This window comes from Mesorhizobium sp. M4A.F.Ca.ET.090.04.2.1, from assembly GCF_003999085.1.
GTDB lineage: Bacteria > Pseudomonadota > Alphaproteobacteria > Rhizobiales > Rhizobiaceae > Mesorhizobium.
The window spans coordinates 1-1,179 of sequence record NZ_RZOT01000887.1 but is presented as its reverse complement, the minus strand read 5'-3'; the positions used below and the strand labels follow the sequence as shown (position 1 = coordinate 1,179).

At 64.1% G+C, this 1,179-nt stretch carries 2 protein-coding genes; both read right to left on the bottom strand.

The genetic code is table 11. The features are described from left to right. The coding region (locus EN781_RS32900; RefSeq protein WP_210213516.1) for a hypothetical protein at positions 1-633 on the bottom strand (633 nt) is incomplete at its 3' end. Between the two features lie 2 nt (positions 634-635). Beyond that, positions 636-1,179 (bottom strand): PD-(D/E)XK motif protein (locus EN781_RS32895; protein WP_127400743.1); only part of this gene is annotated, 544 nt, incomplete at its 5' end.

Sequence of the window (1,179 nt, the reverse complement as noted above, 5' to 3'; positions counted from 1 at the left end):
CTCCTGGCCGTCGGCAGGAACACCCCACCAGTGCCTCCCGGTGAACCTTCGTCGCACTCCGTGCGGGTCGTCCGCGTCAAATGCTGATCCAAGCTGCGCAGCGATGAGGCGGCGGACGGGATCGCCCGCAAAGGAGGTCTGACTATCGATCACGATCGCCGAACAGCGGCTCGCCAGATAGAGAGAGGTCTTGCCATAACCGTATGTGCCGCCGCCGTGCACGGTGTTGCGGCGTGAACCCACGTTCCTCAGGAAATCGACAAAGTCGGTCGGCTCGCCGTCAGAGGCCAGGTCAGCTCTGGTCGGTCCGGCGAGCCCGGCTGTGCCGAAGTCACAGATCTCGAGCACGCGCGGGCTTTCGGAATGCAGGAAATCGTCGAGGCTGCCCGCCGCCTTGCCGTCAAGCGGTCGCTGGCTGAGGATCTCGACACGCAGAATGGCGGCCTGTTGCGGATCAAGCGTGCGCAACCGAAAGTGGACCTCGGCTCCGCCGTCGGACAGGGCGGCATCGCAGCTGTTCTGCACGGCCTCTCTCACCACCGTCTGGACAAGATCGATCGAGGGCGCACCGAGCAGCTTCAGATAGCCGTCGGCGGCCAGATTGCCGGAAGCCGAGTAGGCCTCGGAGTGCAATGTCAGTGGTGGTCGAGGCATGCGATCATCTCGCTGACATGAGCGTCGGCACGAACGGCAGCCAGACGGCTGGACTCGGCCGCGACAAGGTCGATTGAGTAGGAAAGGCTGGAAATGCCCGTGGGCAGGCCCCCGGTCGCGAAGCTCTCCGGGGTGATCCTGGGGAAGTCGCCGGCGACAACATAGTGGTGCTCGCCCTCAAGACGAAAGTTCGCCATGTTCCATACTTGGGCGTTCGGATCAGCGCAGCCGACAGCCGCAAGAAGATTCCGGACCCCAAGGGAGTCCGATGCCGCTGTCATGGCTTCTGCGGCCAGCGTCGAGACCGAAAGGTCGCCGCCCGTCGACTGCTCGAGCTGATAGAGCACGAGATGCAGCACGCCTCCCGTTGGAGCGAGCAGCTGATCGACCGACGAGATCTTGACCGAAAGGCCAGTCACTCTCGCGGAGGTCTTGATCTCGAGCGCGAGGCTGCCGGCGCGAAAATCATGACGTTCCATCATGGGGCCGCGCCAGAGCTGCCAGGCGCGCGCATCAAGCCGAAGC